18 protein-coding genes are annotated in these 24,521 nt (G+C 47.1%); 10 read left to right on the forward strand and 8 right to left on the reverse strand.

All coding sequences use genetic code 11. The features are described from left to right. The first annotated feature begins 19 nt into the window (after nt 1–19). From tal to S2091_RS21250, 6 genes are all read left to right on the forward strand, one after another. Entirely contained in the window at nt 20–1,201 is a 1,182-nt protein-coding gene (gene tal, locus S2091_RS21225) for a transaldolase (RefSeq protein ID WP_105533974.1), read from the forward strand. Then, nucleotides 1,198–2,166, forward strand: a complete 969-nt coding sequence (locus S2091_RS21230) for a 2-deoxy-5-keto-D-gluconate 6-phosphate aldolase domain-containing protein (RefSeq protein WP_105533975.1) — start codon at nt 1,198–1,200, stop codon at nt 2,164–2,166. The genes tal and S2091_RS21230 overlap by 4 nt, the downstream gene beginning before the upstream one ends. Beyond that, nucleotides 2,163–3,821 carry a phosphoglucomutase (alpha-D-glucose-1,6-bisphosphate-dependent) gene (gene pgm, locus S2091_RS21235; protein ID WP_105533976.1) on the forward strand — a complete coding sequence of 553 codons (1,659 nt, stop codon included), beginning with the start codon at nt 2,163–2,165 and terminating at the stop codon, nt 3,819–3,821. Before S2091_RS21230 ends, pgm begins: the two co-directional genes overlap by 4 nt. Before the next feature lie 59 nt (nt 3,822–3,880). Further along, the gene (locus S2091_RS21240) at nt 3,881–5,179 is read left to right on the forward strand and encodes a glucoamylase family protein (protein ID WP_105533977.1); all 1,299 of its coding nucleotides are present in this window, start codon (nt 3,881–3,883) and stop codon (nt 5,177–5,179) included. A 231-nt stretch (nt 5,180–5,410) separates the two neighbouring features. Then, a complete protein-coding gene (locus S2091_RS21245; protein ID WP_105533978.1) occupies nt 5,411–5,806 on the forward strand; it encodes a hypothetical protein in 396 nt (131 codons plus the stop codon). An 82-nt stretch (nt 5,807–5,888) separates the two neighbouring features. Further along, on the forward strand, nt 5,889–6,074 hold the full coding sequence (locus tag S2091_RS21250) for a CsbD family protein (protein ID WP_105533979.1): 186 nt from the start codon (nt 5,889–5,891) through the stop codon (nt 6,072–6,074). A 140-nt stretch (nt 6,075–6,214) separates the two neighbouring features. Here S2091_RS21250 and S2091_RS21255 read toward each other — a convergent pair whose 3' ends face one another. The 7 genes from S2091_RS21255 to S2091_RS21285 all read right to left on the reverse strand — a co-directional run bounded on the left by S2091_RS21255 (nt 6,215) and on the right by S2091_RS21285 (nt 16,307). Continuing rightward, nucleotides 6,215–8,740: an EAL domain-containing protein gene (locus S2091_RS21255; RefSeq protein WP_105533980.1), complete on the reverse strand. Its 2,526-nt coding sequence runs from the start codon at nt 8,738–8,740 to the stop codon at nt 6,215–6,217. Continuing rightward, nucleotides 8,737–9,150, reverse strand: a complete 414-nt coding sequence (locus S2091_RS21260) for a response regulator (protein WP_105533981.1) — start codon at nt 9,148–9,150, stop codon at nt 8,737–8,739. Before S2091_RS21260 ends, S2091_RS21255 begins: the two co-directional genes overlap by 4 nt. A gap of 10 nt (nt 9,151–9,160) precedes the next feature. Further along, on the reverse strand, nt 9,161–11,707 hold the full coding sequence (locus S2091_RS21265; RefSeq protein ID WP_105533993.1) for a PAS domain-containing sensor histidine kinase: 2,547 nt from the start codon (nt 11,705–11,707) through the stop codon (nt 9,161–9,163). A 648-nt stretch (nt 11,708–12,355) separates the two neighbouring features. Next, the gene (locus S2091_RS21270; RefSeq protein WP_105533982.1) at nt 12,356–13,192 is read right to left on the reverse strand and encodes a PRC-barrel domain-containing protein; all 837 of its coding nucleotides are present in this window, start codon (nt 13,190–13,192) and stop codon (nt 12,356–12,358) included. Nucleotides 13,193–13,359: 167 nt separating this feature from the next. Further along, nucleotides 13,360–14,034, reverse strand: coding sequence for an antibiotic biosynthesis monooxygenase family protein (locus tag S2091_RS21275; RefSeq protein ID WP_105533983.1), 675 nt, complete (start codon nt 14,032–14,034; stop codon nt 13,360–13,362). A gap of 41 nt (nt 14,035–14,075) precedes the next feature. Next, on the reverse strand, nt 14,076–15,083 hold the full coding sequence (locus S2091_RS21280; RefSeq protein ID WP_105533984.1) for an alpha/beta hydrolase: 1,008 nt from the start codon (nt 15,081–15,083) through the stop codon (nt 14,076–14,078). A 390-nt stretch (nt 15,084–15,473) separates the two neighbouring features. Then, nucleotides 15,474–16,307, reverse strand: a complete 834-nt coding sequence (locus tag S2091_RS21285) for a ferritin-like domain-containing protein (RefSeq protein ID WP_105533985.1) — start codon at nt 16,305–16,307, stop codon at nt 15,474–15,476. 487 nt (nt 16,308–16,794) lie between these two features. Between S2091_RS21285 and S2091_RS21290 the strand changes: the two genes are divergently transcribed. The 4 genes from S2091_RS21290 to S2091_RS21305 all read left to right on the forward strand — a co-directional run bounded on the left by S2091_RS21290 (nt 16,795) and on the right by S2091_RS21305 (nt 23,364). Further along, complete coding sequence (locus S2091_RS21290; protein WP_105533994.1) at nt 16,795–17,934, forward strand: HlyD family secretion protein; 1,140 nt, start codon at nt 16,795–16,797, stop codon at nt 17,932–17,934. Next, entirely contained in the window at nt 17,931–19,511 is a 1,581-nt protein-coding gene (locus tag S2091_RS21295) for a DHA2 family efflux MFS transporter permease subunit (RefSeq protein WP_105533986.1), read from the forward strand. The genes S2091_RS21290 and S2091_RS21295 overlap by 4 nt, the downstream gene beginning before the upstream one ends. 7 nt (nt 19,512–19,518) lie before the next feature. After that, on the forward strand, nt 19,519–21,054 hold the full coding sequence (locus S2091_RS21300) for an efflux transporter outer membrane subunit (protein WP_243405521.1): 1,536 nt from the start codon (nt 19,519–19,521) through the stop codon (nt 21,052–21,054). Between the two features lie 198 nt (nt 21,055–21,252). Beyond that, a complete protein-coding gene (locus tag S2091_RS21305) occupies nt 21,253–23,364 on the forward strand; it encodes a catalase (RefSeq protein WP_105533988.1) in 2,112 nt (703 codons plus the stop codon). 90 nt (nt 23,365–23,454) lie between these two features. On the opposite strand, the gene S2091_RS21310 is transcribed toward S2091_RS21305, so the two are convergent. Continuing rightward, nucleotides 23,455–23,889, reverse strand: a complete 435-nt coding sequence (locus S2091_RS21310; protein ID WP_105533989.1) for an OsmC family protein — start codon at nt 23,887–23,889, stop codon at nt 23,455–23,457. Between the last annotated feature and the right edge of the window lie 632 nt (nt 23,890–24,521).

Consider the following 24,521-nt stretch of genomic DNA (forward strand, 5'->3'; position numbering starts at 1 on the left):
TATTTGGAGATAGAATTCCATGAACACAACTCAACAATTACACGATCTTGGGCAAAGCGTATGGCTTGACAACATCACGCGTGAACTTTTACAAAATGGCACCTTGCAAAATTACATCGATAATTACAACGTCACAGGCCTTACTTCAAATCCAACGATTTACGAGCAAGCCATTCGACATAGTCATTTTTATGATGAAGAAATCAAGGAAAAAGCCACAGAAGGAAAAACCAATTCAGAAATTTTTTTTGAACTGGCGATAGAAGACTTAAGGCAGGCAGCTGATTTATTTGCCCCAATTCATAAAGCGACATCGGGCGTCGATGGCTGGGTCTCACTTGAAATATCGCCACTGCTGGCAAATGATGTCAACGCTACCATCAGCGAAGCAATACGACTTCATGAAAGTGCTCAACGGGAAAACCTCTTTATCAAGATTCCAGGCACACCATCCGGTTGCATCGCGATTGAAGAAGTCATCTTCGCGGGGGTACCTGTCAACGTAACTTTATTGTTTTCATGCGAGCAATATATGAAAGCAGGATCCGCCTATATGCGTGCGATTGAACGACGTATTGCCGCAGGACTCAACCCTAAAGTAGCATCGGTTGCTTCCTTATTTGTCAGCCGGTGGGATGTAGCGGTCAAAGATAAAGTTCCTGCTGATCTGCATAATAAACTAGGTATAGCGATAGCGCAGCGTACCTATCGGGCATATCAACACTTATTAGACTCACCGCGCTGGCTCGATTTGGCGAAGGCCGGAGCGCAAACACAACGACTTCTTTGGGCCAGCACGGGCAGCAAGGATTCAGCCATATCCGACACCTTTTATGTACAAGAATTAGCCTCACCAAATACCATCAACACCCTACCGGAAAAGACATTACTCACATTTGGCGATCATGGCTTAATCGGACACACCATGTCGGTTGATGGTGACAACGCAGAACAAGAAATTGCCTTGTTTATGAAAGCGGGGATTGATATTGATTTATTAGCAGGGCAATTACAAACTGAGGGTACCGCTTCATTCACAAAATCATGGAATGAATTACTGGCAATGATCAATAGTAAAAGCGTTACGCTCGCGAATGGAGAAGCAGAGAAACAACAACCTACGCCAACTATACCGACAGAACCTACAGCGCCCTCAAGGCCAACGTTAAGATTAAAAAAATATAGCAAGGAATTAACATGAAACCTGGCTATATAAAACCACTGTATTTACTTCCATTCGATCATCGCGATTCCTATGTGCGTGACATGTTTCATTTTCAGTTGCCACTTTCGAATGAGCAGCATAAAAAAATAGTCGCTAGTAAACAGCTCATTTATGAAGGGTTCTTGGCCGCATTAGATAGCGACGAGTTGAAATCACGCGCAGGCATTCTCGTCGATGAACAATTCGGTACAGAAATTTTGCAAAATGCGATTAAACGCACTTGTATCCGCGCAATTTCGGTAGAGAAAAGCGGCACTGATGAGTTTGAATTTGAATACGGTAAAGCATTTCCAGCACATATCGACTTATTCAAACCAACCTTCGCGAAAGTGTTAGTCCGTTATAACCCGGAAGGTGACGCGGCTCTTAACCTGCGTCAGGTTGCTCGACTTTTAAAATTATCCGAATATTGTCAATCAACTCAACGACCTTTAATGTTTGAGTTACTCGTGCCTGCAACGAAAGCGCAATTGAGTTGGTATAACGAAGATAAAAATGCCTATGATCGAAAATGCCGTCCCATGTTAATGGTACAAGCGATCTGCGCACTGCAAGATGCCGGTATAGAACCTAGCATTTGGAAAGTTGAAGGTTTGGATAGTCGAGAGAATTGCGAAAAAGTAGTCGATGCGGCACGGCGCCATGGAAGAAATGAAGTAAGTTGCATCATTTTAGGAAGAGGCGCGGATGAAAAAAAGGTTGCAGAATGGCTGGCAATTGCAGCACCCGTTCCCGGTTTCATCGGCTTCGCAGTGGGACGTACGACATTCTGGGATGCCATCGCAGAATTTGAATCGAAAACAATCAGCAGGGAGGTCGCCATCGCACATATCGCTCAACGGTATCGGATGTGGGTTGATATTTTCGAAAATGCGCATTCTGTCAAAAACGGTCAACCCAAAAAATTGAGTAATGCAACTTCTGCAAAGGCGCTCGCATGATAATCAGCCCTCTTGCTGGGAAATCAGCCCCAATCGACATGCTCGTCAATGTGCCCCGCCTTGTCTCTGCATACTATACAAATGTGCCTGACCCTTCGGTTCCTTCTCAATGTGTCGCATTCGGCACATCCGGTCATCGCGGGTCTTCCCTGGAAACCAGTTTTAATGAATTGCATGTCGTCGCAATTAGCCAGGCTATTTGTGAATATCGCGCCAAGCACAATATTACCGGCCCCCTATTTCTTGGCATTGATACGCATGCTTTGTCAATTCCAGCCAGTGCCAGTGTAGTGGAAGTATTAGCGGCCAATGGCGTCGATGTGATGCTGGCAAAACATGATGAGTACACCCCTACCCCAGCAGTTTCACTCGCCATTGTGATGTATAACCGTGGCCGCCAATTCGGTTTTGCTGATGGCATCGTAATTACGCCCTCCCATAACCCACCTGATAATGGCGGGTTTAAGTACAACACACCCAATGGCGGGCCAGCGGATACGTCCGTCACCGATGCAATTGAATTAAGAGCCAACGAACTTTTAAAAAAAGGCCTGTCCGAACTCAAGCGCATGCCGTACAGCAAAGCGTTACAGGCTTCGACTACCCACTACTTTGATTACCTGACTTCGTACGTAAATGAACTCACCCAAGTCATCGATCTGGATGCAATTCGTGACGCAAATCTTCGCATTGGAATCGATCCGCTCGGCGGCGCTGGTGTGCATTATTGGGGCAGAATTGGAGAACAATATAAATTAAATTTGAGGGTAATCAGCGAAGAAGTTGATCCTACGTTCCGTTTTATGACGCTTGATTGGGATGGCCGCATCCGCATGGATCCTTCGTCGAGTTATGCCATGCAGCGTTTAATCCATTTGCAAAATCATTACGATATTGCCTTCGCCTGCGACACAGATCATGACCGTCACGGCATTGTTACGCCCACATCAGGCTTGCTTCCACCTAACCACTATCTGAGCGTTGCTATCGACTACTTATTCAGGTATCGCCCCGCATGGTCAACAACTGCCGGAGTAGGAAAAACTATCGTCAGCACGCAAATGATTGATCACGTCTGTGTCGGATTGGGTCGAAAAATGCACGAAGTACCGGTTGGTTTCAAATGGTTCGTCGATGGCTTAAGTAATGGCTCGCTTGGATTCGGCGGAGAAGAAAGTGCCGGCGCCACATTTCTGCGACTGGACGGCAGTACTTGGACAACGGATAAAGATGGGATTGTGTCAGCGTTGCTGGCAGCAGAGATAACAGCTAAAAAAGGACGTAATCCAGGTGAAGAGTACCGACATCTCACGGAAAAGTTTGGTGATCCAGTCGCTAAACGCGTAGAGGCAGTTGCCACTCCAATCCAGAAAAAAAATCTCTCTAAACTATCGGCACAGCAAATTCATTCAACCGATCTGGCCGGGCAAAAAATTATCAGCATTCTTACCGAAGCACCTGGTAATGCAGCGCCAATCGGCGGAGTAAAAGTCATTACCGCTGATGGCTGGTTTGCGGCAAGACCATCTGGCACGGAGGATATTTATAAAATTTATGCTGAAAGTTTTCAAGGGCAAGATCATTTAGATCGAATCTTAAAAGAAGCGCAAGAAATTGTTGATACTGCCATTTCTGGTTGCAATGACGGCCAGTAATCGCTTAACAAAATCCGTAAATCGACTTTTCTTTGCAATTAAATATTAACTTAGGCGCCATGAATCACCGAATTTTATCTGAAGATGATGAACTGGAGATACTCCAACGCGAGTCATATCGCTATTTTAAACACGAGACTAATCCAGAAAATGGATTGGTAATCGACAAAAGCGCTCCAGATTGGCCATCCAGTATTGCCGCTGTGGGACTTGCATTGACAGGTTATCCGGTTGCGGTTGAGCGAGGCTTCATCACACGTGATGAAGCAATCAAACTTGTATCAACTACGCTGAGATTTTTTTGGCAGAGTCCGCAAGGGCCTGAGCCTGATGCCACCGGTTATCACGGTTTTTATTATCATTTTCTTGACATGCAAACTGGGCGTCGTACTTGGAATTGTGAACTATCGACGATTGATAGTGCTTTTTTATTGGCTGGCGCATTAACTTGCGGCGAATACTTTAATGCAGATAATGTAGATGAAAAGGAAATTCGAACCTTGGCCAACGCGCTCTATCAACGCGCCGACTGGCAATGGGTACGAGCTGAAGATAATACGGTCTCCATGGGCTGGACGCCAGAAAACGGATTCTTACCCTATAAATGGACAGGATACGATGAAGCTTTGTTGCTATACATCCTTGGTCTCGGTTCACCAACATATCCATTACCAGAAAGCAGTTATTTAAATTGGACATCAGGTTATCAATGGCAACACAGTTACGGCTATAGCTATTTATATTCCGCACCGCTATTTGCGCATCAGTTATCCCACATATGGGTTGATTTTCGAGGCATACAGGATGTTTATATGCAAGATAAGGGAATCGACTACTTTGAAAATAGCCGGCGCGCGACACTAATTCAGCAGCAATACGCTATTCATAACCCACATGGATTTGCCGGTTACGGTGAATTTTGCTGGGGCTTTACTGCTAGTGATGGCCCTGGCCCCAGAGTTGTACATATAAATGGTATCAAGCACGAATTTTTCGATTACATCGCACGGGGTGCTCCAAACGGCGTGGACGACGGCACTATTTCACCTTGGGTGGCAGTCGCATCGTTACCCTTCGCTCCGGAGATTGTATTACCCACTATTGATCACTTTGTGCATCAAATTGGATTAAAAGCGGGCAATCCCTATGGCTTTAAATCTACCTTCAATCCAACCTATCCGTGCAATGCTCATGCTGTATACGGCTGGATGTCGCCATGGCATTTCGCAATCAACGAAGGGCCGATTTTATTGATGGTTGAGAATTATCGCAGCGAACTAATCTGGAACTTGATGCGCAAAAATTCTTACATTATCCAAGGCTTGAAACGTGCCGGGTTTATTGGTGGATGGTTGTGATAGCTAAAAAAATTTAATCCGTAAGTGCGATGCCGCACAGATTCTTACACCGTTCAGTCACATACTTCCAATTAATCAGACAAAAAACATATTCATAAACAAATGCTGCTGTCTCAATCTCACAATAACTGAATGTGATGATTTGTATATGGTTACATTTGACGTAGTGATGTCTTATTCAAAGAAAACAGAATCTTTCGAATTTAACAATCTATTGTAAGGAACAGAAAAATGATCAGCAATAACCCCTCTTCTCTTAGTATTTCCAAACATAACGATGCTATTCATCCGTCACGATTGTTTACTCAGCGAGAAATAGCGGTAACCCATGCAGCGAATGCGCTCCCTTTAACGATCAAAATGTCATTAGTCGATCGCATAAAAAAGCAGTTGATGCGTGGTTTCAAGAAAAATGAAATTACACTGATCAGCCCCAAAAATTACGAGATACAAATAATGCCCACACCTAAGTTAACAAGCGGCGCACCCAGATTGGTGCGTAATGATCGCTTATTTTTTAGCGTAGCTGTCATATCGTTGATGAACCCAACTATCTCAAAAAGATATTGGTTAGCAAATAAAGTACCGCGTGACAAATTGACTAATACCTCTTCAAATCTTGGCTAGTTAATGAAACAAATAACATGATTAGGACTTACGCAAAGTAGCGTAGTTTTTCAGCAATTGTAGGTAACTTGGAGATGACATCATGAACCGAAAGCAAATTAGAGGAACCATACGTGGGCTAGCAGGAAAACTAGAAGAGGAAACAGGTAAATTTCTGGGCAATTGGAATTTACGGCGTAGCGGAATAACAAAGAGAATTTCAGGAAATATGGAAAGGCGCGCCGGTGATGCTGTTGAGATGATTAAAATTATGCTAAAGCAGCACTGAGCATTCAGGGTAGCGTTATCTGTACTAGTTGTGACTTTATAAGGCAGAAACTTTCAGATGACATAACATCGGTGCGAAACATCTCCAACGAATTCGCCGTCGGCACTTCTCTATGGCGCGAACCGTATGGCATCATGATCTTACTCAAGTGGAACACCATGCAATAGACTATGGTGCTGAAAGGCCTCGCAGATATTGTCGCGCAAGACTTTGTTGTCCCATGGCTTGGTGTAAAAGCGATAAATTGCGCCGCGGTTGATCGCGTTTAAAATGGATTCCACATCGATATAACCTGACAAGATAATCCGCAATGTATTGGGGTACATGTCTTTGACCAAGTCGAGGAAGACAGTGCCATTCATGGTGGGCATGCGCTGGTCGCACAGAATTACTTGCACCTTATGGAGTGCCAGTAATTCAAAACCCTCGGCGGCCGACTCTGCGGTCAGGATATGGTAACCATCCTGACGCAGGACGCGTTGCAGCGCGGATAATATGTGGGCTTCATCGTCCACCAGCAAAAGTGTCTTGCGCGGCGTGCCTGCCTCGTCATCCTGTTTCGGCAGTCGCCTTTCTTCGCGCAGCATTTGCTCTAGTTCCAGCACCGGTAGCGGCCGGCTGAAATAATAGCCCTGGATTTGATCGCAGCGATGACGTCGCAAGTACTCTAGTTGCGCTGCTGTCTCGACACCTTCCGCAATGACTTCAAGCTTCAGACTATGGGCCATGTCGATGATGGCCTGCACAATGGCGGCATCGTCCGGATTACTCGTTACTTCACGAATAAAAGCGATATCGATTTTTAATTTATCGATGGGGAAGCGACGCAAATAGGCCAGGCTCGAATAGCCAGTGCCGAAATCATCGACGGAAATCTGCACGCCCCGATTTTTCAAATTTTTCAAACTGGCTATGGTTCGATCGGTATTCGCCATCATGGAACTCTCGGTCAATTCCAATTCAAGCAGATCGGCTGTAATGTCGTTATCATCGAGCGCTTTGATGACATCCCCATCCAGATCGCCTTCGATGAACTGACGTCCGGAGACATTCACTGATACCTGTATCGGCCCGATTGAAGAATGGGCCCAAAGTCCGATTTGCTTGCATGCAGCGGCAATGACCCAACTACCCACGCGTACGATGAGGCCGGTCTCTTCCAATATCGGAATAAAATCTCCTGGAAAAACCAGGCCGTGCCCCGGCCGCTGCCAGCGCAGTAAAGCTTCCATACCGGTAACGCGACCACTATCGAGCCGCACCTTGGGTTGATAGTGCAATACGAATTCATTATTTTCAACGGCTTGACGCAAGGCTTTTTCCAGATCAAGCCGGGTCAACATCTCGACATTCATTTGTGCCGTAAAAAAGCGGAAAGTATCTCGTCCCGCATGTTTAGCCCGGTACATCGCCGTGTCTGCGTATCTGAGTAGTGTTTCAGGATCGGATGCGTCGGTGGGATAAATGGTGATGCCAATGCTGGCCGTTACAGTAACTTCGTGACCATTCAAGTCAAAAGGCCGGTGCAACGTATCTCGTATTTTATTGGCGACGATAACAGCATCCTGTTCGTCTTGCATCACCAGGACGAGAGCAAATTCATCACCACCCAAACGCCCGACTGTATCGCGAATGCGTACGCATTCGACAAGGCGGTTGCTGAATTGACGTAGTAATTCATCGCCAACTCCATGGCCCAACGAGTCGTTCACATTTTTGAAAAGGTCTAGGTCGATAAACATGACGGCGATCAACCAGCCGCTATTCGCGGTCTGAAGCATAATCTTCTTTAAGGACTCATAGAATAACGTGCGATTGGGCAAGCCTGTAAGTGCATCGTAGTGCGCCAGATGGTGCAGGCGCAGTTCTGCCTGCTTGCGCTCTGTGATATCACGTACGACGCCAACAATGATCCAGTCCGGGCCGGAGGGTTGGGTCTGTCTATGCATTTCTACCTGCAATTGCGTACCGTCCTTGCGGCGTAATTGAGTTTCGACCAAATCAGTCAAACTGTTACCAGTGATAGCAGCATAGTAGGCGCTTTGCAGCAGTTCTTGCGTGCCAGCCCCTAACTGCGACGGGTCCATTTCGAACAATTCTTCGCGTGTATAGCCGAGCATTTTGCAGGCTGTCGTATTGACCTCGATAAAATGCATGGTGGCATGGTTTAACAGGAAAATCGCGTTGGCGGTTGCATCCATCGCAGTACGGAAGCGTTGAAGATCAGCCATACGCGCCTGCACCTGTTGTTCCAGGACCAAACTATGGCTTTGAAGTGCGCAAAATGTTTTTAAGCGCAACAGATTACGCACCCTTAACCACAATTCTGCCCGGTCGACCGGCTTCGTCAAAAACTCTTCCGCACCCGCATTAAGACCGGCAAGGCGGGCGCTGCGGTCGATAAGAGCGGTCACCATGATGATCGGAATATTCGCCGTGGCGGGATTGGCCTTGAGGATGACAGCCACCTGGTATCCGTCGATACCCGGCATCATAATGTCGAGCAAAATCAAGTCCGGTGTGCTTTGCCCAATCGAGGTCAGCGCATCTTCGCCATTGGCCGCACTGAGAGTGCGATAGCCTTCAGGTCGCAGCAACGTTTCTAACAGCTTGCGGCTCTGTGGTTCGTCATCGACGATGAGAATAGTGGCAGCGGCACTGCTCATGGTATTTGACCGAAAAGATTTTCTTCGCTCGCCGCCGGTGGCTTTCGCTTGAGTAAGAGCGCATCAATCGCTGCATACAACTCCATATAGCGTAGCGGTTTGGCGATATAGGCGTCGCAACCGGCAATTCGAGTCTTTTCCTGATCGTCTTTCATCGCCATTGCGGTTAGCGCAATGACAGGAATGGAAGCAGTGCCAGGATTTTGCTTCAATAGAGCAGTCGCAGCCAGTCCGTCCATGTCGGGTAGTTGGATATCCATCAAAATAAGCTCTGGCTGGCTGTCGCGCGCCAGCGTTAAACCTGTCTCGGCATCGACAGCGCACAGCGCTGTATGACCGGCGTTACGCAACAGAAAAGAAGCTAGTTTCATATTCGCCGGATTATCCTCAATGATTAATATTTTCGCCATGGAACCTCCTTCAATTAGGTGACAATGCGCGTGTTACTTCCGCGATAAAGCCGACACGATTGAAACCGGCTTTTTCGATAATGCGGATGGCCTTGTCCGGATTGCTATTGAGCGCGGCACGATCTTGCACTGTAATTTGCTTGGAGGTCAACGCCAGTATCGGGATGCACGCCGTATCGGCATTGCGTCGGAGTGCTAAAACCACATCGAATCCGCTCACTTCTGGCATCATCAAGTCCAGCAGGACCAAATCTGGCCGGAGCCTCTGCGCCAGGGCAATTGCCTCGATGCCGCCATATGCACGTACGACCGAATATGCCGGCGGCGGCAGGAACGCGGCAATCATGTCGACTGCTTTAGGATCATTGTCTACGACCAATACTGTACGAATGTGCCCTTCGCCCGAAAGCACGCCCAAATTGGTCAGTGAGGCTTTCAACTGGTTGCTGCTAATTGGCTTTTGGACTAAGGGTAAAGTGTGCGCGGCTTGGGCCGAGGTGCGCAACGGCAACCAGACGGCAAAGCGCGCCCCGTTGCCTTCTGCGCTAGCTACGGCTACAGCGCCCCCTTGTAGTTCCGTCAGTTGTTTTACCATCGCAAGACCAAGACCGGTACCCTCGAATTTGCGCGCCAGGCTGCTGTCGATTTGACTGAAGGCCTGGAACAATTTCGCCATGTTTTCCTTCGAAATGCCGATGCCGTTATCAGTAACGCATATTTCAAGAAATTCGTTGAACTCATTGTCGGCGAGAGGAAAGCTATGCACCGGCCATATGCCGGGCAATGTGCCAACGGTATTGCGTGAAACGCGGCGCGCGCTTAAAGTCACACGTCCTCGGTTGGCGCTGAATTTGACGGCGTTCGATAACATGTTGTACACAATTTGCTTGGTCTTGCGCATGTCCAAATGGGGTACACCCAGGTCGTCGCTTGTTTCCAGTTCGAGATTGATGTGCTGGGCTGCCGCTTTTTCCCTGACGATCGACAGACTGTTCGACAGCAGATTGTTCAAGTCGACTTCTTCCAGTTCAAGCGCCATCATGCCAGCTTCGACCTTCGACAAATCCAGGATGTCATTGATCAGAGACAGCAGATGCTGCCCACTCGTAAAAATATCGCCAATGTATTCCTGTTGGGTAGCACTCATCTGCCCCATCAGACCGTCCTTAAGCGCCTCGGAAAATCCGATAATAGCGTTCAGCGGCGTGCGTAATTCATGCGACATAGTGGCTAGGAATTCCGATTTCATGCCGCTGGCATGCTCCAACTCGATATTTTTTTCCTGCAAGGCACGCTCGAAGCGCTTGCGCTCAGTCACGTCGCGTGCCGCCGCAAATACGCCTTGCAGCTTGCGTTCGCGGTCGTGAAAGGTCGCGGCGTTGTAGGACACAACCGTTTCTTCCCCGTTCTGCGCACGAACAGTCAGCTCATAGTTGCTCACTTTGTTCTCGGTAAGGACGCGCCTGATTGCCGCATCGGCACGAACCGGATCGGTAAAAAAATTCTTGCAGGGAGCGCCGATCAATTCATCGCGTGTACGCCCCGTAAGTGACATCATCTGCTGGTTCACATCCGAGATGATGCCCTGCGGGTCAGTCGTCATGAGCGCGTCGATATTCGATTCGATCAGAGAACGTGTATAAAACTGCTGGTCGCGTAGTCGTTGATCGGTCAGCGCCTTGGCTGCCTCGACCTGCTTGCGTGCGGTGTTGTCGGTACCAATTAGTAAATAGCCGATGATTGCACCTTGATCATCGCGCAATGCCGTAACCGACACGACCGCCGGAAAACGGCTGCCATCCTTGCGGATATAGGTCAATTCATAGATATCTTCAATCCCTCGTGCGGCCTTGAAAACCAATGCCTCAAAGCCCGGCGCTATCGTTGTCCCGACTTCAAGACTCAGTGCTTCGGCGCGCATAATAACTTCCTGCGAATCGGAAATGTCGGCCGGCGTAATCTTGTTCATGACCTCGGCTGCCGCGTAACCTAGCATGCGTTCGGCCCCGACATTGAATAATTGAATGACACCCTTTGCGTCGGTAGCAATACTGGAAAAATTGGCGCTGTTGAAAATTGCAGTCTGCAAGGCCCCCGCCTTGAGCAGCGCCTCTTCTGCCTGCTTGCGCGCGGTATTGTCGGTGCCGATCAACAAATATCCGATGATGTTTTCTTGTGCATCACGCAGCGCCGTGACCGAAACAATGGCAGGAAGACGGCTGCCGTCCTTGCAGATATACGTCAACTCGTAAATATCTTCGATGCCGCGAGAAGCCTTGAATACCAGCGCCTCAAAACCTGGCGTAATCGGCGTATCCAATTCCAGGCTCAGGGCGGTAGCCCGCGCAATCAATTCTTGTGGGTCGGAGATATTGGCTGGCGTGATTTGATTGACGACATCCACTGCCGCATATCCCAACATGCGTTCCGCGCCGACATTGAAAATCTGGATGACCCCTTTTTCATCCGTGGCAATACTGGAGAAATTGGCGCTATTGAAGATCGCGTCTTGCAACGCGCCTGTCTTCAACAGGATTTTTTTTCGCTTGGATTCCATGACACCATCAGGGCCGCCCGCCCCCTCACCGTAACCAGTTTTTGGCATAAATGCTTCCGTAGACAAACACACATCAGTAAATGACGTGCATGTGAAATGCACGTAACGCTACTGCAGAGCAGGCTCGCGGGTCGCCACATCGACCAGCACTAAAACGTGAACTGGCCGACGGCAAGAAGGAGGGAGTTGGAAAAATTTTCACAGGTTGCCATCCCGATATACAACGAAATATGTATGATCTGTGACAAGGAGGAGAAGATGCCTTGAGGTTGCTTATATCATGAATTTGAATCATGTCGGAGCTAATTTTTGATCTCAATCATAAATATCGGAATTAATTAATAACTTGGAAATTGCACAATACTCGTAAAAGGCGAGTGGAAAGCGTATCGGCGCGGGCATTGCGCACTAAGCCAATTTAAGACTGACCAAAAAATTGAAAAGACGCTTCTGCAAAGAAGCGCGTAGCTCATGTACGGTTGTCTGTTGTAAATCCCAACATAAACCGCACCTCCTTAAAATGACACAAAAATGCACAACCGATTTCAAATTGGCACAAAACAAAATCATCTTAGAACCCGCGTCGTTATGCGGATTCTTCAGAGTTTCATAGCAACTTAACCGGGCACTAGTGAAATCAAATGTGAATTAATCGTACAATTCAACGTCTTTATTTGATTCCTCATGCTCCCAGTAGCCAGCACGCCCGTAATGTTGGTGAATATCAACCTCCTGCTCTCGCCCCAACTCCACTGCTATGTCATATGGCGCAGCGTCTTTTACCTCCTGCCGGGTCAGATTGACGGTGACCGTTCTATCGAGCCATCGAACTTCTTCAACCCATAATGGTGCAATTAACACTTGATGACCCAGCCACCAATTGCTAGTGTCTACAATGAAGTAGCGAATGGCCCAGGTCTCATCGTCGACAAGCATGCCACTTACATGGCCGATATCTCCATCGCTCGCATGGATGTGATAGCCGATTACTGCTTTACAGCTACGCAGGTGACTACCGGAATTTTGATGTCGCTCCACTTCTTCAGGTCGACTGCCATTTATTACAGCTTCTTGGGGCAACGTATTTGTAGACGTATTGTCGCCAAGGTAACCTGGCATCATCATGTCTGGGTAAATCCCCGCGCCCCAAAGTCCGGCACCGCCCCAATAGATTGGATAACCGTAATATCCTAGATAATGGTTTTCGTGTTGCCGCGATACCGGCTTTTCGGTATCAATATCCGGACTATTTTTAACTTGCTCCTTCGTGATTAAAACTGGAAGTGTTTTTTCAGCCCAATTTGGTTTCCCAATAGCTATTGGTGAAATCAATACCTTACGGCTCAAAAGCCAACTACCCGTATCAACAATAAAATAGCGGATTGCCCAGCCCTCATCATCGAAATAGAAATCCTTCACATGACCAATATTGCCGTCCGTGGCATGAATTGCATATTCATTTAGATCAATCAAACTGCGTAACATGAGTTTTCTCCTTTAAGAACACCGAACGGAATGCAATCGGTGAATTGCATTTACACTGGCTTACTTGGATGCGCTTGCACAGTAAGCTTATATTCGAGGTTAGTCCGTGCGCTATCGCGCAGATATGTTCAGACCAATATCAAATAATAATTAATTCATTGGCCGGATCATTGAGTCTTTGCATCAGAATAATATTGTGGTGCTTCCCGCCGATCCTGCATCCCGTACATGCGTATCACTCGCACATGCCTGTGGCGTAACATGGAAACACCCGCGAATGATTTCGGCGTCCATGCGTGTGCTGCTCCAGCGTCCTTCCAATCAACCAATAACAAGTACTTATCTGGGATCGTGATACCTTGGAAAACGACGTGATCAACAAGCCCTGCTGAGCTCAGATCGAGGCCGAGATGCGCGGGGAGTAATTTGCCCAACCCACCTAGCGAAGCTCCCTTTGCGGGTATAACCTCAGTGATAGTGCAAACCTTTGCTTCTCCGATCACCGTTTCATCAAAGCGTTTTTCGTCCACCGTCCCACCTTCTGGAGGATGACTATCTGCAGTGACTTCACCCACTCTTAAGTGATAGTCCTTGAAGACGTCAAAACGCCCTTTCTCCTGGACCTGATGATGTTCGCCCTGCGTGCGCCAGCGTACGACGGCTTTTTCGTCGCGCCATGTTGAGAGCGACAGGACGTCACCTTCGGTACGTTTGCTTTCGAAACGTTCGTTATCGATGAAGCCATCAGTGCCTTCCAGCAGCGGCTTCAAGTGTTTGGCCAAGCCAAGATATTCATCCTTGCGACCGTCCTTTGGATGTACTACAAAAATCACGGCAAACATTGGAGTTTCCTTTATAGAGTAATGAGTTAAGTAGCAAATTTTTAGCTAGTACCTTTAGCTGGTGACAGATCTGGCGGCAGATCGCCGCCATGCAGAAAGCTAATCGACTCGCGATATAACGCAAATCGCATTGCCTCAAGATGCATCAAATGTGTACCGCCACTGATCTTAATGTCACGCTTATTCGGCGATGCGGTGAAGGCGTCAAATAACCACCGCGCATCTTGATCAGGAATTAGTCCATCCCATTCGCCGCGAATCAACGCGACAGGTGCTCGCACCATAGCTGGTTCATAACCGAGCTGCCCATGCCAAGCACGTAAGATATCGTTGACCGGGCCGGAAGGCACCATTACGCTGGCAGGATCGCGCAGCCTGCTACCAGGATCGCTATCAAGATAGTGTTCAGCCCAATCGTCGAAATGAACTTGAGACAGTACCGGCACAACTCCGGGAGGGACATCTTCAACGAAACGCTTCCACTGGTTTTCAATGGTCACTAGACCCCATGCCGTCGCAGTTGGCGCGACCTCATAGCGTCGCGGCCCTCGTCGCGCTATGGGCCCAAACAACACCAGTCGATCAATGAGCGTAGGGTAAATACTTGCCAAGCGACATGTCGGAATTGAGCCCCAAGAATGCGCAATGATCGACAACCTCGAAGCAGCATGGTGGGACAGAATAAATTGAACGCAGCAATGTAGCTGTTCAGTTGCATCGGCTGTATTGCATAGAGCTGGATTCAACTTAGCTGGGGCATCCATCTCGGGATAACGATCGGAAAAACCAAAACCCTGGAAATCCAGGCCCCAGACGTCAAACCCTGCTGCATTGAGTTCATCACGCCATGAGTGTCCATCAAACCGGTGAGCAATCGATAGTGCCGATGGAAAGCTAGCACCATGTACGTAAAGTACGATATGCGATGAGTGTGATGAGTTAGCGATAACTTGTGTCGCAGGAAGGTAACGCAAAAACAAATTCAAGGGCGCATGCGGCCCTGGTATAAAGAAATGCTGCTCACGGTGGTCAAGAGAAGGAATGTCCATCAGAAAAAAAACACACTTGGCAGCGTGTCGTAAATAGCTATCGTGCTAATCGCCTCACTCAAGAACCACGCGGGCTTGAGATCCTTCGTCGTCACAGCACGCTCTTTTCCTATCGAGGCGATAAGCCGTCTATACATTGCCGTGACGTTAGATTTTTTCATCCTTGATGCCTTTGCTTGGTCTTTACATTAAAAACTGTGTGTTTTCTCCAGCCTATGCTCGCCATTTTTACCCGGATGTCGGAGCGATTTATTGATTTCATTGCATTGGATCATCCAGCAAGATCAGGTTGCTCGATATTGAAAGATGCGTCTGTGCGGCATCGAACATTACTCCAAACGACAGCCTTAATAACTAAGGTAAATGTTGATTTTGAATTTACGAAAATAACTAGCCTAGAGAAATCAACATAGCTAATCCAACTAAAGGCCATTGCAACATTTTCTTGATTGATTCGAACATGGGAATAGGCTTCATCAACATTTTGACTGTCATCAAATAAGGATAATAATTACGAGCCAAGCGTTTCACCGTTTGATTGTAGCGACGCCAATCGGCTTCAAGATACGGTTGATTTGAATAACGATCGCCATGAACATGTTTAAATGCAATATAAACATCTTCACCGCGTATTTCACTTAAACGACGCCATATTGTCGCAATACTGGCGCCAACACCATGGCGCTCGATCGCGTTATAAGCTGTGAAATACTTACGAAAATATACATAGTGAGAAATTTCATCGGCTCGGATATGACCGATCAAATGACGTAGCACAGGCTCACGAACATACTGCTGCAATGCACGATAAAAACTTGACGTCCCAGTTTCAATGACACAACGTGCTAGCAGTTCCAACGCTTTACTGGGCTCTAGTTGCTCGACGGTACAAAGCGTACTGTAATGCATAAAAAATGCGTTATAGGCATTATCCCATTCAAAATCTGGCCAAACCGTTTGCACATAAGTCCTCAATGCTTGTCCGTGCTGCACTTCGTCTCGCTGCCAATATTCGCTCAGCCAATTAGTCAGTTCAGAATCTCCCTGAAAATGCTCGATCAAGTTAGCAGCATACATTTCGGAAAGGATTTCAACAAAAGATGCTGACGCTAATGTAAGGAATAAAAAATTATCGTCGCGCACCGACGCTATATCAATTGCATTGAAATCGATATCGTCAAGGTGCCAGCTCCGTCGTTGATAGCTATTTGGCAAATTCATCATTCATTCTCCATGTTCGTTATTCAGCAATTCGACATAGAGCACTGTATAGCCCAATCATTTAATGATTCTGTGCGCTATCACACATTACGTTGTCCCAACGAGTTTACCGGGCTTCACTAACCATTAAATTTTCATTCCAATATTCCTTAAAATCTCCTCACCGATTTTTTTGATATGCGCGCTGCCGTACAGACTTGATGGCGTTACGCATTTAGCCTTATCTGAATAAAAATTCGTCAGATATATATGTTTTTCGATCTTGGCTGTTCTTGTATTGACTTAATTACGAAAGGCAGCGTCCATGCATGAGGATGAACATGAGCTAGATTTGAATGACGATTCGAATCGCAATAACGAATCACGTCCGTCTGTAAAAGAAATAAATGACCTAGCTCTTGTTAATAAAAAACGACATGGGCGGCGCGCTACCGATCCAGTTTACAGCGTGCTCAGCCAACAGCCTGTTGAAGCCAACGCTGAAACTGGAATGGATTCCGAAAATGGTTCCAAAATTCAGGCTACACCCGTAAAAAAAGAAAAAACCGAGGACGCCGGCAAGCCAGAGGACGAAGATAAAAAAGATGACGCCAAGCCGCGCAGTAAAACACCGCTGATTATTCTGGCGATTGTAATCCTGATACTAGCGATCATTGCCTTCATTTGGTGGTTTGATACGCGCAATCAAATTTCTACCGATGATGCCTACACGGATGGCAATGCGGTCGTAATGGCCCCTATTGTGTCCGGTTATGTGTCCTCCTTATTGGTTAATGACAACGCCTTTGTGCATAAGGGAGATGTGCTAGTAGAAATTGACTCGCGTGATTATGCCGCGGTACGCGACGATGCAGCGGCTCAGGTCGGCTTGGCACAAGCACAATTAGAATCCTCAAAAATTGCGTTAGAGATGGCAAAAGTCCAGTACCCGATGCAATTGGCACAGGCTCAAGCACAAGAAAATTCAGCGCTGGCGAATCTTAAAAAAGCGCAATTTACTTATGACCGTCAACACGCAGTGGATCGCCGTGCTACCACCGATGAAAATATTGATAGCGCCAATTCGGCACAAGCTATTGCAAAAGCGAATGTTGACAGTGCGAATGCTCAATTGAAAATTGCTGCACTGGTGCGTCAACAATTACTGCAATCACAGAATAAAGTCACCATCAGTCAGGAACAATTGCGCCAGGCAAAGGCCAAACTTGCCGCGACTGAATTGAATGTCGCCTATTGCAAAATCATCGCCCCTTCCGATGGCTGGATCACAAAACGCAATGTGCAGCTTGGCAGCTTTCTAGCCGCTGGAACCCCGATGTTCATTCTTGTTAATACGGATATATGGGTTACTGCCAATTTCAAAGAATCGCAGCTTGAGCGCATGCATGTCGGTGATGAAGTCAACATGACGGTGGATGCCTATCCGAATCGACAATTACATGGTCATGTTGACAGTATTCAACTCGGTAGCGGATCACGCTTTGCTGCCTTTCCAACTGAGAATGCAACCGGTAATTTCGTTAAAATCGTGCAACGGGTACCAGTCAAGATCGTCATTGATCGCGGGCTAGATCCGCATCAGCCATTGTCGCTAGGCTTATCCATTTCACCGGTGGTGCTATTCAAATGAGCACAGCAGCAAGCGCAACTGCCCACGCTAATTGGAAGCCTGCGGGTAACCCGTGGTTAATCGCCGTTGCTGTCACTCTAGCGGCCTTCATGGAAGTGCTCGACACCACAATCGTCAATGTCGCTCTGCCGCATATCGCAGGTACGATGTCGGTCAGCTACGACCAGGCAACCTGGGCGCTGACGGCTTATTTGGTCGCCAACGGCATCGTGCTGCCCATGTCGGCGTTTCTGGCGCGTACAATTGGCCGCAAGCGCTATTTTCTGATCTGCATCATCGCCTTCACGGCCTGTTCGTTCGCCTGCGGGATTTCAACCAATTTGTATGAACTGATTCTTTTCCGGGTATTACAAGGCTTCTTTGGCGGAGGGCTACAACCGGTCCAGCAGTCCATCATCCTTGATACCTTTCCAGCTTCTCAACGAGGTCGGGCATTTGCAGTGACTGCAGTGGCCATTGTCGTGGCGCCCGTATTTGGTCCGACGTTGGGTGGATGGATTACAGACAACTTAAGCTGGAGATGGGTGTTTCTCATCAATGTTCCGGTCGGTGTGTTGACGGCATTTGCAGTGATGCGTTTGGTGGAAGATCCGCCATGGGAAAAAATTCCCAAGAAAATTAATTTTGACTACATTGGCATTGGTTTGATCGCGCTCGGTTTAGGTTCACTTCAAGTGATGCTTGATCGTGGTGAAGATGCTGATTGGTTTTCTTCTACATTCATTCGCATCTTTGCCACACTTGCTTTGATTGGGTTATCGACAGCTGTCGCCTGGCTGTTGTATACAAAAAAACCGGTAGTCGATTTACGTACGCTCAAAGATAAAAACTTTACTCTCGGCTGCTTAACTATCGCGGCTTTCGCTTCCATACTGTACGCCAGTGCTATCTTAATTCCTCAACTTACACAATTACACTTAGGTTATACAGCTTTGCTATCTGGCTTGGTGTTAAGCCCGGGCGCATTAGCTATCATCATTCTTATTCCAATCATTAATCACTTTATGCCTTACGTACAGATGCGCTACATTTTAAGTGTTGGGTTCTTTTTACTAGGCTGTGCCATGTTGTATTCACACGGATTGGTACCTGACATTGATTTCAACACGCTAGTCATGATGCGCATTACACAATCCGTTGCAATCGGGTTCCTGTTCGTTCCAGCCAGCACCTTGACTTACTTGACCCTGCCTAAATACTTGCAAGGTGATGGTGCCGCACTATTTACAATGTTTCGTAATATTGCGGGTTCAATCGGCATTTCGCTTTCTACTGCGGCCATCACGGCGCGTACTCAAGTGCATCAGGCAATTCTAGCTGCTCATACTGGGCCTTTAGAGGCTAACTATGCCGTGAGTATTGCGCATATCACTTCGGCCTTAAAAGGAAGCATGTCCGCCATTGGCGATCTTACTCAAACTGCTGCTGGAGTTATGTACCAAAACCTGCTCCAACAAGCTTCAATCCTGGCCTATATGGATGTGTTTGCAGCCTGTGCGATCCTTTCGTGGTGCTTCATTCCATTTACATTTTTCTTTTCACCGGCAAAAGGCAAAAGCGGGGAAGGCGCACACTGACATGGGCATGATAATAAAAACATTCGCCGGTATCGGCTTAGTATTTCTGACGGGATGTGCTGTCAAAGGCCCTAATTTTTCACCGCCTGAATCACATTTATCCACAACATGGAATGTCGATCAAAGCGTTGATACGCGCGCTGTAGTTACAACAAATGTCGCAACAAATCCGCTTGCCGATCCAGACCCTAACTGGTGGCACAGTTTTAACGATACCTTGTTGGATTCACTGGAACAACGCGCGGTTGCCGGGAATCTTGATCTCCAGGTCGCATTACTTCGCATTGCCGCATCACGTTCGCAAGAGCAAATCGCTCGTGCTCAAGGTTTGCCAAATTTAAAAGCCGCAGCCAGTTATGATCGTGAACAATTGGGCCTTGAGGGTATTCTAAAATCAGCCGGGCCACTACCGCCCTCTTTACAAAACAATCCAGCGACTGGCCCCATCGAATCACAATTGACTGATCCGATAAACCTATACACGGTGGCTCTTGATGCTTCATGGGAGTTGGATCTATTCGGTAAAGTAACACGGTCGGTGGAAGCTGCCGCTGCACAATCGCACGCTAATGAAGAGGCGCGTAATGGGGCTTTGGTTGCTCTGCAAGCCGAAGTTGCACAAACCTATGCCCAATTACGTGCAGCTCAAGCGTTACGAGCGTTAACGATAAAGGAGCTTAGTGATGAACAGCAAATTTTGGACTTAACCAAAGACCTGCAAAAATCCGGTTTAGGCAATCAGTCAGACGTTGAATCACTAGTCAGCCAGGTCGCGCAAAATCAAGCGCTTTTACCACAATATGAAATACAGATTACCCAGACCTGTAATGCATTGGCCGTGTTAATTGGCGTAAATCCCGGGACGTTAAACGCGGAATTAACGATTGATGGAAAAATAATTGCACTACCGGATGTGATCGCCATTGGTGTACCTGCCAGCCTGGCACGTCGTCGACCAGACATTCGCGAAGCGGAAGAAAATCTGCATGCGGCAACAGCAGAAACCGGCGTAGCAATCGCCTCCCTTTATCCAGATTTATCGTTGGGTGCACAATATGGATTACGCAACACGACCACCAAGTATCTGTTCAATTGGGCCAGCCGATTTTACAGCGTTGGTCCGTCCATTTCACTACCGATTTTTCAAGGTGGCTCCTTAACCGCCAATGTGCATTTAGCGAAAGCAGAACAAGCGGCTGCGGCGATTATGTATCGCAAAACTGTTCTCAATGCATTGCAAGAAGTAGAAAACGCATTGATCAGCTTCCATCAAGACCAGTTACGTGCTCAGTCACTAAAAACCGCAACACAGGCAAATAACCGTGCGCTGGCACTCAACAGCAACGCTTATCAACACGGCCTGATCAATTTCATCACGGTGTTAAATAGTGAGCGACAGGCAGTTCAGACACAAACACAATGGACTACGGCACAGGTTCAGTTGAGCACGGATTTGATCACGCTTTACAAAGCACTTGGCGGTGGTTGGGAAATAAACCCACCCATCATTGCGGCAGACATTGAAAGCAACGGATTGAAATAAAGAGCATGGTACGGCCAGAAAAATTACTATTCGCAGCTTTTAGTAACAGCGCCACTGTTCGTTAGCGTACATACAAAACAAGGGCGCTGGCATATCGTCCACTGTAGCAAATTGTTAATCGGAACCGTAATTCCAGCATCATTGAACGCTGACCGTGTAAGACCCTGACAAGATCAAAATTTCTATTGGAGATTCAATATGAGCGACATTAAAGTAGGCATACCGCCAGCTAAGTTAGTGCTGGTGACGGTACCCACCGCCATTCCCAGTACATTAGGTCGCGGTGATGAATTACATCAATCCATCGTTAGCGATTATCCTGCACTCACTACGAATCAAGGGGTAATAATCGCTGACAACCAAAATTCTTTACGCGCCACAGCACACGGCCCGACGCTGTTGGAAGATTTTATCTTGCGTGAAAAAATCACTCATTTCGATCATGAGCGCATTCCGGAACGGATCGTCCATGCACGTGGCACTGGGGTACACGGCTTTTTCGAGTTGACTGAATCGCTAAGCCAGTACACCACAGCTAAAGTATTAACCGAAGTAGGAGAAAAAACACCGCTGTTTGCCCGCTTTTCTACCGTAGCTGGAGGTGCTGGCTCTGCCGATACGCCGCGTGACGTGCGAGGTTTTGCCGTTAAATTTTATACCAAGCAAGGTAACTGGGATTTGGTCGGCAATAATATCCCGGTCTTTTTTATTCAGGACGCACTAAAATTTCCCGACCTCATTCATGCCGTCAAGATGGAACCTGATCGCGGATTCCCGCAAGCGGCGACGGGGCATGACACATTCTGGGATTACATTTCGCTGACCCCGGAAGCGATGCATATGGTTATGTGGATCATGTCTGATCGGACTTTACCGCGCTCATTGAGAATGATGGAAGGCTTTGGCATCCACTCGTTTCGCTTGATCAATGCCGAATATGAATCAACTTTTGTCAAATTTCACTGGCGCCCTAAACTCGGACTGCAATCGACCTTATGGGATGAGGCGGTTAAAATTTCTGGTGCCGATGCCGATTTTCATCGACGCGACATGTTTGAGGCGATCAGCAATGGCAATTTTCCAGAATGGGAATTAGCTGTGCAATTATTTACTCAAAAACAAGCAGACTCTTTCCCGTTCGATCATCTCGACGCGACTAAATTGATACCGGAAGAAATGATTCCCTTACAAGTGATTGGGCGAATGGTGTTGAATCGCTGGCCAGACAATTTTTTCGCTGAAACCGAACAAGTTGCATTTTGCCCGTCGCATATCGTGCCCGGTATCGATTTTTCGAATGATCCTTTATTGCAGGGGCGCTTGTTTTCCTACCTGGACACCCAACTTTCGCGGTTGGGGTCAGCCAATTTTAATCAAATACCAATTAATGCGCCAAAATGCCCGTTTGCCAATCAGCAGCGTGATGGCCATATGCAAATGACGCAGCCAGTTGGGCGCGTTGCCTATGAACCGAATACGCTGGCTACTGATTCGCCAAGAGAAAAAATTGCTGGCGGCTTTCGCAGTGCAATAGTTGTGGATTCCGGGGAAAAGAGCCGCATCCGCCCAGAAAGTTTTGCAGATCACTATAGCCAGGCGCGCCAATTTTATCGCAGCCAAACCGAATATGAACAAGCACATATTGCTTCCGCCCTGGTATTTGAATTATCCAAGTTAGAGCATCCACATATCCGGGAAAGCATCGTCGCTCACTTACGCAATATTGACGAACAATTAGCGGGTCGAGTCGGACATGGCCTGGGAATGAAGCAATTACCGGAAGCTGCGTTGAAGGCGGTTGCAATTCAAGACATGATGCTATCGCCATCTCTGCAAATTATTGGAAAAATGAAGGCGACCCTTGAAGGACGTGTAGTCGGCGTGCTCATTATGCGGGGATCTGACAGTACTCACATTAATGCCATTCGTCACGCTATTATTACAGCCGGCGCCGCGATTAAATTTATTTCTCCGATAATCGGTGAAGTTGAATTATCAGATGGATCATTACAAGTGATCGATGGCCAATTAGCTGGAACGCCTTCAGTGATTTATGATGCAATCGCCGTCATTTTGACGGAAATTAGCGTATCAACACTTTGTAAGGAAGCTACTGCTCTTGAATTTGTGCGCGATGCTTTTTGTCACTTGAAAGCAATTTGTGTTGATGAAGGAGGCAATACTTTGTTGCAAAAAGCTGGTATTGAAAAGACTTCCGGTGTGATCGGCATAACAGCGTTAGGAGACTTTATTGAAGCAGCCGCAACCCGTCAATGGGAACGCGAAGCAAGTATCAGAACTCTTGCTTAAATATGGCAGTAGTTGAGGATACCCAAAGATATCCTCAATTTTTTGCGAACTTACTTCGTTTATGCATACTCAGTGTCAATCGTCGCGCCACTATTGCATGACCGCCTTAAGGGTGATTTCTGGAACACTGGCAAGCGCTTTCGATAACGGGCAATCACGCTTTGCCGTGTTCGCAATCTCCTGAAACGTCGCATCATCGACGCCAGATAGTGTGGCCTGCATCGTCAGCGCAATTCGATCAATGACAAATCCTTCACCTTGTTTAGACAAACGCACACTAGCCGTAGTATCAATGCTGGTGGCTGTCACGCCTGCTTTTTCGCAAGCAAACGAGAATGCCATTGTGAAACACGCGGCATGAGCCGCACCGAGAATCTCTTCGGGATTGGTACCGTGACGGTTATCCTCGAAACGGCTAGAAAAACCATAAGGATAATCTTTCAATGCTCCAGTTTCAGTGCTGATCATGCCAGTGCCAGTTTTCCCCTGACCTTTCCAATGCACGCTTGCGTTTTTTTCAGTCATGATATTAATCCTGTCTTGATGATAGTTAAGTGAACAATGACTCATGCGGTTTTTGCGCAAGACTCAATTCGTTTAAGTGCTCCAATTGCCGATAGACAACTATTCAATATTTTTACCACATTTTGATTCTATATAAATAAGTTTCAGTATTTAAAAGAAAACATATTTACGTGATTAGTTAAATTTAATTTAATTAGCCATCCTTACAATGCTAGTATTTCCGAGCTATGTTCTTACAGTCTGCTTCATAACGCCTTGATTTTGACTCGAAGTAATAATAATGAGGTGCCACTCATGCAGAATATAATTCTTCCATTACTTTCAATCCCAGAAAATCAACCTCATCAAAGCACGCTGCTTTATGTCGAAGACAATCCCGCAAATTTGCTTTTAGTCGAACGCTTAATTTCTAGGCGCAGCGATATCAAATTATTGACCGCAACTAACGGTGGTGCTGGCATAAAAATAGCCCGAAACCATCGTCCCAATATGATTATATTGGATATCAGTAGTGTCCCAACGTTTCTCATAGGAGAGACATCTGTTCTGGTTGATTTTCACCATCAGATAAATTTGATAGCGGCGTAAGTAGTTGATTTAAAGGTGTTGTTTCAAACATAGTCAAACTCAAG

The sequence above is a fragment of the Solimicrobium silvestre genome (assembly GCF_002976435.1).
Taxonomy (GTDB): Bacteria; Pseudomonadota; Gammaproteobacteria; order Burkholderiales; family Burkholderiaceae_D; genus Solimicrobium; species Solimicrobium silvestre.

What these genes read in the sequence shown, in the direction of transcription:
- tal (WP_105533974.1), top strand. Translation starts at nt 20, where the DNA reads ATGAACACAACTCAACAATTACACGATCTTGGGCAAAGCGTATGGCTT.
- S2091_RS21230 (WP_105533975.1), top strand. Translation starts at nt 1,198, where the DNA reads ATGAAACCTGGCTATATAAAACCACTGTATTTACTTCCATTCGATCAT.
- pgm (WP_105533976.1), top strand. Translation starts at nt 2,163, where the DNA reads ATGATAATCAGCCCTCTTGCTGGGAAATCAGCCCCAATCGACATGCTC.
- S2091_RS21240 (WP_105533977.1), top strand. Translation starts at nt 3,881, where the DNA reads ATGAATCACCGAATTTTATCTGAAGATGATGAACTGGAGATACTCCAA.
- S2091_RS21245 (WP_105533978.1), top strand. Translation starts at nt 5,411, where the DNA reads ATGATCAGCAATAACCCCTCTTCTCTTAGTATTTCCAAACATAACGAT.
- S2091_RS21250 (WP_105533979.1), top strand. Translation starts at nt 5,889, where the DNA reads ATGAACCGAAAGCAAATTAGAGGAACCATACGTGGGCTAGCAGGAAAA.
- S2091_RS21255 (WP_105533980.1), bottom strand. Translation starts at nt 8,740, where the DNA reads ATGAGCAGTGCCGCTGCCACTATTCTCATCGTCGATGACGAACCACAG.
- S2091_RS21260 (WP_105533981.1), bottom strand. Translation starts at nt 9,150, where the DNA reads ATGGCGAAAATATTAATCATTGAGGATAATCCGGCGAATATGAAACTA.
- S2091_RS21265 (WP_105533993.1), bottom strand. Translation starts at nt 11,707, where the DNA reads ATGGAATCCAAGCGAAAAAAAATCCTGTTGAAGACAGGCGCGTTGCAA.
- S2091_RS21270 (WP_105533982.1), bottom strand. Translation starts at nt 13,192, where the DNA reads ATGTTACGCAGTTTGATTGATCTAAATGAATATGCAATTCATGCCACG.
- S2091_RS21275 (WP_105533983.1), bottom strand. Translation starts at nt 14,034, where the DNA reads ATGTTTGCCGTGATTTTTGTAGTACATCCAAAGGACGGTCGCAAGGAT.
- S2091_RS21280 (WP_105533984.1), bottom strand. Translation starts at nt 15,083, where the DNA reads ATGGACATTCCTTCTCTTGACCACCGTGAGCAGCATTTCTTTATACCA.
- S2091_RS21285 (WP_105533985.1), bottom strand. Translation starts at nt 16,307, where the DNA reads ATGATGAATTTGCCAAATAGCTATCAACGACGGAGCTGGCACCTTGAC.
- S2091_RS21290 (WP_105533994.1), top strand. Translation starts at nt 16,795, where the DNA reads ATGGATTCCGAAAATGGTTCCAAAATTCAGGCTACACCCGTAAAAAAA.
- S2091_RS21295 (WP_105533986.1), top strand. Translation starts at nt 17,931, where the DNA reads ATGAGCACAGCAGCAAGCGCAACTGCCCACGCTAATTGGAAGCCTGCG.
- S2091_RS21300 (WP_243405521.1), top strand. Translation starts at nt 19,519, where the DNA reads ATGATAATAAAAACATTCGCCGGTATCGGCTTAGTATTTCTGACGGGA.
- S2091_RS21305 (WP_105533988.1), top strand. Translation starts at nt 21,253, where the DNA reads ATGAGCGACATTAAAGTAGGCATACCGCCAGCTAAGTTAGTGCTGGTG.
- S2091_RS21310 (WP_105533989.1), bottom strand. Translation starts at nt 23,889, where the DNA reads ATGACTGAAAAAAACGCAAGCGTGCATTGGAAAGGTCAGGGGAAAACT.